The organism is Pseudomonas sp. SDO5522_S412 (genome assembly GCF_054071215.1).
In genome coordinates this window covers 1-8438 of record NZ_JBSVWQ010000242.1, presented here as the reverse complement: position 1 = coordinate 8438, position 8438 = coordinate 1, and the positions used below count along the sequence as shown (strand labels likewise).

The 8438-nt window shown below is 61.8% G+C and carries 8 protein-coding genes; 3 read left to right on the top strand and 5 right to left on the bottom strand.

Translation table 11 applies throughout. The annotated features are described in order from the left end of the window. Positions 1-67: 67 nt before the first annotated feature. Entirely contained in the window at positions 68-2431 is a 2364-nt protein-coding gene (locus ACW9I6_RS28130) for a penicillin acylase family protein (protein ID WP_177009081.1), read from the bottom strand. A gap of 239 nt (positions 2432-2670) precedes the next feature. Between ACW9I6_RS28130 and ACW9I6_RS28125 the strand changes: the two genes are divergently transcribed. Both ACW9I6_RS28125 and ACW9I6_RS28120 read left to right on the top strand, forming a co-directional pair. After that, complete coding sequence (locus ACW9I6_RS28125; protein WP_177022350.1) at positions 2671-3756, top strand: GNAT family N-acetyltransferase; 1086 nt, start codon at positions 2671-2673, stop codon at positions 3754-3756. Further along, positions 3753-4628, top strand: a complete 876-nt coding sequence (locus ACW9I6_RS28120; RefSeq protein ID WP_457340075.1) for a hypothetical protein — start codon at positions 3753-3755, stop codon at positions 4626-4628. Before ACW9I6_RS28125 ends, ACW9I6_RS28120 begins: the two co-directional genes overlap by 4 nt. Here ACW9I6_RS28120 and ACW9I6_RS28115 read toward each other — a convergent pair. The 4 genes from ACW9I6_RS28115 to ACW9I6_RS28100 form a co-directional block, all read right to left on the bottom strand. Further along, a complete protein-coding gene (locus ACW9I6_RS28115; protein ID WP_457340074.1) occupies positions 4625-5851 on the bottom strand; it encodes a DegT/DnrJ/EryC1/StrS family aminotransferase in 1227 nt (408 codons plus the stop codon). The genes ACW9I6_RS28120 and ACW9I6_RS28115 overlap by 4 nt on opposite strands. After that, on the bottom strand, positions 5848-6261 hold the full coding sequence (locus tag ACW9I6_RS28110; RefSeq protein WP_008438917.1) for a DMT family transporter: 414 nt from the start codon (positions 6259-6261) through the stop codon (positions 5848-5850). Before ACW9I6_RS28110 ends, ACW9I6_RS28115 begins: the two co-directional genes overlap by 4 nt. After that, entirely contained in the window at positions 6261-6617 is a 357-nt protein-coding gene (locus tag ACW9I6_RS28105; protein WP_003213864.1) for an EamA family transporter, read from the bottom strand. Before ACW9I6_RS28105 ends, ACW9I6_RS28110 begins: the two co-directional genes overlap by 1 nt. Positions 6618-6724: 107 nt before the next feature. Continuing rightward, positions 6725-7309: a DUF6436 domain-containing protein gene (locus tag ACW9I6_RS28100; protein WP_401197591.1), complete on the bottom strand. Its 585-nt coding sequence runs from the start codon at positions 7307-7309 to the stop codon at positions 6725-6727. 111 nt (positions 7310-7420) lie between these two features. Here ACW9I6_RS28100 and bipL point away from each other — a divergent pair, with 111 nt between their 5' ends. Beyond that, a complete protein-coding gene (gene bipL / locus ACW9I6_RS28095) occupies positions 7421-8362 on the top strand; it encodes a phospholipase BipL (protein ID WP_134327491.1) in 942 nt (313 codons plus the stop codon). Positions 8363-8438 lie beyond the last annotated feature (76 nt).

The following is an 8438-nucleotide window of genomic DNA, read 5'->3' as shown; positions in this document are numbered from 1 at the left end:
GATGTATTGACTGATCCACCGCATTCGCGAGCAAGCCCGCTCCCACATTGGTTTTTTGTTTCTTCAGTTATTGCGGTGTCCGGGCCGGCAACAGCTTGAGCGTACTGCGGGTATTCGCCGTCACTTCCTCATCATTGAAATGCGCCTGCTCATACCCGCCTTCGATGTACGTTTCCGCCTGATCGGAATAGTGCTTGTCGAACGGCACACCACTCTGCCCGACCGGGTTGATGGTCAGCCCATGTGCGGCATCGGCGAAATCAATCAGGCGCCGGGTCGACGGCCCGTACGTCACCGGCCACGGCGCCGGGCCGATCTGTGCGGATTGGTTGTTGGGCACTTCATGGGTGCCGGGAGCGGCAAACGGGCCTACGTTGACGATCTTGTCCAACGGCTTCTGCGAGCCCAGTGGATGGCCGTGGGTCAGGGTGTGGGCCTTGCCCCATTGCCACTGCGATGGATCCTCACCAAAGGTCGCCTTGAGGTGTTGCAGGCTGTTGTCCCAGGCAAGCTTGACGGTCTCGGCGCGGTGGCCATCCCACCACGGCGAATCCGCTGAAGCGGCCAGGCGCGGCAAGGCTGCGTCCACTACCCGAGTGGTGAGCAAGGTCTTGAACATCCCATCGCCCAGTTTCGGGTGGAACGCCGCGTCAGTGAGGTTGAACAGGAACTGGTTGAACAGCGTGGCACTGGTGGAGTCCAGCGGGTAATCGCCTTTCCAGGCTGCCAGTTGCTCCACCAGCTTCAACTGCGCCGGGTCCTTGACCACCTCACGCAGCACCGGCAGCAGCGGTGCCAGCAGCCGTGGGCCGTAGGCGGTGGTGGTGCCGAGCTGCAAGGCCTGGCTGTTGTCCACGTCCCATTTCACGCTGTTGTCGCTCAGTTGCGCGTTCAACTGCTGGCCACGGTCTGCCAGGTTGTAATACCCGGGGATCGGCATGCCGGTGGGTGACGCCGGCTGGGCATTGGCGGACACCACATAACCGCGGGCCGGGTTTTCTTCCTGGGGGTTGGCGCTGAATGGGTAGAAACCGAGCTTGTCCGCCTGGGCGGTACTGCCGTCGAGGATAAAGCCCGGGTTGACCCCGGCCGGGCGGATCGGCAATTGCGCCGCCGCCCACCAGCCGATATCGCCCTTGGCATTGGCCCATACGATGTTCAAGCCAGGCGCCTGGACCTTGGCCGCCGCCGCACGCGCTTTGGCGAGGGTATCGGCACGGTTGAGCTGATAGAAACCGTCGAGGATCGGATTTTCGGTATCCAGGAATGCCCACCACATGGCAATCGGCGTCTTGCCGGCATTCTCGCCGAGCACGTCGTTGATGATCGGACCGTGGGGCGAGGTGCGCAGGGTCAGGGTTACCGGGTCCTGGCCCTTGACCGCGATCTGTTGCTCGCTGCTGGTCATGTCCACCCACTTGTCGTGGTACCAGACCTGGTTGGGGTTGTCCGGGTTGACCTTCTCGGCGATCAGGTCGAGGTCATCGTTCTGGAACATGGTCAGGCTCCAGCCGAAATCTTTGTTGTGGCCCAGGAACGCCACCGGCACCAGCGCGTTGTGATAGCCGTAAAGCTCGAAGCCCGGCGCCGACAGCTGCGCCTCGTACCACACCGACGGCACCGAGAAACGGATATGCGGGTCACCCGCCAGCAACGGTTTGCCGCTCTTGGTGCGGCTGCCGCTGATGGCCCAGGCGTTGCTGCCTTCGAACTGCGGCAGGCCGTTGTCGGCCATGGCCTGTTCGCTCAACTGGGCAATGGCGCCGAGGTCTTTCCAGTCTCCGGCCGCCAGGTTCAGCGCGCCCTTGGGCTGCCAGTCGAGGTCGAAGACCTTCAGGTAGTCGTTGCCCAACTGATCGCGTACGTAGGTCAGCAAGGGTTCGGTGCGAAAGGCTGCGGCAAAGCTGTAGGCCAGGTAGCCGGCGACGCTGATGGTGTCTTCGGCGGTGAACGGGCGCTTGGGGATGCCCAGTACGTCGAACTCCATGGGTTTGGCGTGGCTGTCCTGATACTGGTTGACCCCGTCCAGGTAGGCTTGCAGGGCCTTCCAGGACGCAGACTCATGGTCCATGTGCTCGACGTAGCTCAAGGCGCGCTCGCGAATGCGCAGGCTGCGAAATAGCTTGTCGGTCTCCAGCAGCTTGGGCCCCAGCACCTCGGCCAGCTCGCCACGGGACAGGCGCCGCATGATCTCCATCTGGAACAACCGGTCCTGGGCATGTACGTAGCCGAGGGCACGGTACAGGTCAGTCTCGTTCTCGGCGCGGATATGCGGCACGCCTCGGTCGTCGTAGCGCACCGTGACCGAACCTTGCAGATGGGCCAGCTCCACCGTGCCCTGGCGGGTCGGCTGCTTGCTGTACACGTACCAGCCGGCGCCAACCATAAGGGCTACGAGCAGGATGGCCAGCGCGGTCAGGATGCGTTTCATGGGTTGTCCCTTATTAGTCGGTCACCGTGAAGATTCGGGCAGTTTAGTGGGTTTGGCGAGCGCTGCGGAAAATGCTCTCGGGTTCGTGCTCCCTGAACCTGAGCTGCATGAAGTGGGGGTTCTGAAGTGGGCCGCGGGTAGGCGGAGTATTATGTTTACTCTGTTACATGAAACCAGCGGCGCGATGATTCACCCCGTCATCCGGGCGCGCCTTTGCTATCACTTTCGGAATGCAATTTATGACAGATCCCAGCCGTGCACAGGTGCCTTATGCCTGCTGCATGGAAACGCCATCGCTGATCAGCAATTTTTTGCGATACCCGCCGGTGGGTTTCACTGCCCAGCTGTCAGCACAGGGACTGCCGTACTTTTTCACCCGGTTCGACCTGCAGACCACCGCAGACGATGAGCTGCGTAGCCGCCTGCGCAGTTGGCCGGGGTACCGTTTGTGGCAGTCATGGCTGCATATCGACACCTGTTTTATCGGCACCACGGTCAGCGAATATTCCCCGTTCCCGCTGAACGTACCGCCACAGGACATGGCGCAATGGCTGCAACAGGAGTGTGCACCGCAACGCAAGCTCACCATCGTCAAGGATGTGCCGCTGGATTCTCCGCTGCTCAGCGTTGAGGACAATCGCTACGCACACGCGTTGATCGAGGCCTGCACCCAGCGCGGATTCATCAATGTAGAGGGCCAGGCGCTGGCCTATGTACCGATCGACTTCAGCTCGACGGATGAGTATCTGTCGCGGTTGTCCCACAGCCGTCGCCGCAATATCCGCCGCAAGCTGCGCAGCCGTGATGAGCTGCGCATCGAGATCCTGGACACCGGCGATGCCCGCTTCAGCGATGAGCAATGGCAGCAGGAACTGTATCGGCTGTACAAGGCGGTGTACGCACAGAGCGAAATCCACTTCGACTTGCTCACGCCCGAATTCTTCATCCAGTTGCTCACCGATGCCGACAGCGGCGGGCATGTGTTCTGCTACTGGGACGAAGACGAACTGGTTGGCTATAACCTGTGCTACCAGCAAGACGGCAAGTTGCTCGACAAGTACATCGGCCTGAACTACCCGCTGGCGCTGGAGCACAACCTGTACTTCGTCAGCTGGTTTGTGAACCTGGAGTTCGCCCTGGAAAAGGGCCTGCAGTTTTATGTCGCGGGGTGGACCGACCCACAGGTCAAGTCCAGCCTCGGCGCCAAGTTCACGTTTACCCGCCATCTGGTGTGGGTGAGGAACCCGCTGCTGCGCAAAGTGATGAACCGTTTCCGGCACCATTTTGAAAGCGATACCCAGTGGCAGCAGGAGCAAACCGCATGAGCCAGGCCCGTCCCGCATTGATCCTCGATTTTGACGGGGCCGTGAATAACATTCCCGGCGCCCTTACCCTGCCGTTGCAAGCCTGGCAGGAGAAGATCCGTTTCGGCTGCCGCTGGGCGCAGTTCAAGGAGCTGGAGAACGCCCTGCACGCGCAGATGCCCAGCGACTACGGCTGTGTGTTTACCGGCAGCGGTGATTATCACCACCTCAGCCAGCTGTTGTTGAGCCGTCTTCCCACCCAGCAAAAGATCCAGCTGATCATTTGCGATAACCACCCGGACAACATGCGTTATCCGTTTGGTATCCATTGTGGGTCCTGGGTCTACTGGGCCAGCCGCCTGCCGCAGGTCGAGCACGTTCACGTGCTGGGCATTGGCTCGCCGGACATTTCCCTTAAGCACGCCTGGGAGAATCACTGGTCGCCGCTGGTGAAACGCAAGCTGACCTACTGGAACACCAACGTCGATACCCGCTGGTTGAACTGGATCGGCGCAGGCCGCAGCAATCGTGCATTCACCAGCGCGGACGAGTTGATGAGCGCGTTCCTGGCGCAGCTCGACCCTTCGCTGCCGGTGTATCTCTCCATCGACAAAGACGTGCTGAGCCCGCAGGTGGTGAATACCAACTGGGACCAGGGCGAGTTTCTGGAGAAGCATTTGAATGCGCTGATCGATGCCTGCCACGGCAGCATTATTGGCGCGGACATTACCGGCGACGTGTCCGCCTACCACTACCAGAGCAAGTTCAAGCGCTGGCTGAGTGCGTCGGATGGCCAGGAAGAGCTGCCGGAGAACCAGGTGGTGATCTGGCAACAGCAGCAGAATGAGCTGAATGCGCGCTTGTTGACCCGTATCGATCAAAGCTGGGCCTAGCGTTTAAGAATCCGCCGCAGATGATCCAGCACTTGCTCGAACAGCTCGTCCGTCAGCCAGTGGCTATTGCTGATCGACAGTGTCTGGGCGGCGAAGCTTTGCGCGCGGGGGATATCGGCGCCTTGCTGTAACAGCGGGGTGAGTGCCGGGTAGCCCGGCAATACGTGGATGAACAGGCGGGTCACGCCCAGGCCTGCCGTCCACAGCTGCGCCATCGCGGTATCGCGGGTTTGTGCGCTGGGCATCACCACCATCAAGAACGGCCAGGTGCCTTGCTGGCCCGGGCTGTCGGTCAACACCGACACGCCGGGCAAGCTGCTCAGCTGCGCCACGCGACGCAAGGCCCGCAGGCGGCCTTGCTGCAAATGCTCGGGCAAGCGTGCCAGGGCTGCGGCGCCGACCTTCTGGCGATAGCCGCCGAGGCGGTGCAACGGAATATCGTTGACGGAAAAATCATCGCCCACCGCCGCCACTTCATCGCCCCGCGCCAGCGCCGCCCGCAGCGGCTTGCCGTACACGTACCTCAGCCCGCGGGGCTGATACGCCGCAGCATAGCCCCACAGCTCGGCGCTGCGTTGCACTTCCCAGCGCAGGCTGAAGGGCAAGTCCTGCCGGCATTGCTGGTGCAACGCCTGATGCAGCGCCGGATCCCGGCTGAACAACACACCGCCTTCAGCCGTCGTCAGGCCTTTGCCCAGCGCCATGCTGAAAAAGCCGATGTCGCCTTTCAGTCCGACGCTTTTTCCATCATCCAGTGCGCCCATGGCTTGGGCGGCGTCTTCGATCACCGCAATGCCGAGTGGCTCGGCAATGCGCTTGGCAGCCTCCACATCCGCCACACGCCCGGCCAGGTGAGTGACGACGATCGCCAAGGTGTTTTGGTTGCACAGCTGCGCCAGCTGGTGTTCGTCCAGGTCGATGCTGCCGGACTGCAGATCGCACGCCACCACGCGCAAAGGCGGGCAGTGATGGGCCGCCAGGGCCACCAGCGGGCAGGTATAGGCCGGCACGATAAGCTCGGTGCGCCCCGGCGTGCGCTGCTGCAACACCCGCAGCGCCATGATCAGCGCGGCGGTGCCGGAGCAGGGCAGGGCCGGCAGCGGGATGTCGAGCTGTCGGGCCAGGTCGCGGGCCAGGTCGCCCGAGCGGTTGAACAAGTCCTGCCAGCGCAGGGGAAGCCCCGCCGTTGGCGGAATCTCCCGCTGGCTGACAACGGGCGTCATGAGGCCAGCGTCTGCGAGGGTTCGGCCTCGACGGTCTTGCTTTCTTTGTCTTCGCTGCGCGCCAGGCACAGTATGCCCGCGATAATCAGCGCGCCACCGACGATTTTGGGCAGGGTAAGGGTGTCGTTGAACAGCCAGACGGAGATCAGCGTCACGCTGATCAGCTCCAGGTGGGAGGCCGCAAACGCCGGGCCCACCGGGGCGTATTTCAACAGCGTCATCCAGGTGAAAAACGCGCCGATGTAGCCCACGAATGCGCCGTAGATCCATGGCGCACCGAACACGCGGATCAACCAGGCGGCGTCCATCGTCAGCGGTTCGGCATGAATCGAGGCGAACTTGAAACTGACCTGCGCCAAGGTATCGAAAATGATCAGCGACAGAAAACCGAGGATATAAAACCGTTTCATTACTCGAACCCCACGACGGTCACGCCACAGGCGATCAGCATGATGCCGATCAACCGCCATTTGCTCAGGCTTTCCTTGAACAGGAAACGCCCCGCAATCATGATCACGACAATATTGATGGAGCCCAGCATCACCCCGACCGACAACGGCACCAGTGTCAGGAAGGCCAGCCACAGCACGAATTCGAACACATAGCAGATGATGCCCAGCCAGATCCACGGACGCTTGAGCATATGGCGCCAGTGGGCCATGCCGTCATGCTCGGCGCTGGCTGAGGCTGCGGCTTTGAACGCCAACTGGCCGGACGTATCAACGATGACGTTGAGTATCCAGAGGATGATGGTTAATTGGCTCATGTGTTCCCGTGTCGTCTGCTTGTACGGCTAGTTGCTTACGATACAGGAGCGTGCCGATACAGTTGTTCGAGTTTGTCGAACGAACAGCGTCTGTTCAGCTTGCCGGGTCAGGGTGGAGACGTTTCCCCGTTCCACTCGCAATAACAGCCGACCGCCAGGGTGTGGGTCGCATTGACCTCGCGTCCGCCTTCGAGGGCTTGCAGGATCGGCTCGATAAAGCTGTTGCTGGAGTTACACGTCAACCCTTCGCTGTAGGGCCCGAAATACGCCAGCTTGCCGCTGCGGTCCCAGATGCCCACGGCAGGGCTGGCCGGCAGATGCTGGGCACCGGGCACGGCCTTGAGGGCCTTCATCGAGCCCAGGGTGGCGGGCAACTGGCCGTGGCTGCCGGCTTTCTGCAGGGAATAGAACTCCACGCCCTGGGGGGCGTACTGCTCGATCAACTCGCCAAGGTGCTGCTGGTTGCCGACATTGCACGGGCAGGCGGGGTCCCAGAAGTGCACCATGCGGATCGGGCCCGGGCCGGCAAGCTCGGCCGGCAGGCTCAGGCTGTCACCGGAAAACACCGCCGTATGCTCACTGAATGCCCGCAGGTAGCGCCCCTGGAACCAGTCATACGCCGCCCACAACACCCCGGCGCAAATGATCACGATCAGGCTGGCGAAGAGGGTGGTGCGGTAGGGCTGTCGCATTTGGATCAATCCTCGGAGGACGCGTAGCTTGCCATGCTTGCCCTGACAGATGAATATCGCGGCTCGATATTCATCTGTTCAATGCGTTGAAGCCACAGTCTGGAAGTTCTTATGCCCGTTACGTTTGACCCTGATCATCTACGCGAAAGCTTGCGCCCACTGGTGGACGCGCAGCCGCTTTCAGCCGAGGCCCGGGTCTACCAGCGCTTCTACGGCCTGGACCTCGCTGCCCGCAAGGTGCCCGCGACAAGCCGCCTGGGGCGGTTTGCGGTGGATGGGTTCGACGTGGTCTGCCAGGTGTGGTGGCCACCGGTGCCGGTGGCGACGATGTTCCTGTTCCATGGCTTCTACGACCATATGGGCCTGTACCGGCATGCCGTGGACTGGGCGCTGGACCAGGGTTTTGTGGTGATCGCCTGCGACTTGCCGGGCCATGGCCTGTCCAGCGGCGAGCGGGCCAGCATTGATGACTTTGCGGTGTACCAGGACGTGGTGCAGGCGTTGTTTGAACAGGCCAGGGCGCTGCAATTGCCGCAGCCGTGGCACTTGTTCGGGCAAAGCACCGGCGGCGCGATTGTGGTGGATCACCTGCTTAGCCATGGCGTCGACAGCCCGGCCCAGGGCAAGACGTTCCTGTTGTCACCGCTGGTGCGGCCTCGCGCCTGGGGTTGGTCGCAGCTCAGCTATTACCTGCTCAGGCCTTTCGTCAAAGGCATTGCCCGGCGCTTCAGCGATAACACCAACGACCCGCAGTTCAAGCCGTTCCTGGAGGCCGACCCGTTGCAGCCACGGCAGTTGCCGACTGCCTGGGTGGGCGCCCTGGCGCGCTGGATCAAACGTGTTGAAGCGGCGCCACGCAGCACGCGGCGGCCGTTGATCGTGCAGGGTGAGGAAGACATGACGGTGGACTGGCAGCACAACCTGAAGGTGCTGCGCAGCAAGTTCGACCAACCGGAGGTGTTGATGCTGCCGCGTGGCAGGCATCACTTGGCGAATGAGATTCCGGAGATTCGGCAGCAATACTTCAGGTTTCTCACCGACCACCTGAAATAACGCAATCCAAATGTGGGAGCGGGCTTGCTCGCGAAGGCGGTCGATCAGTTAGCATAACCAGTGACTGGCACACCGT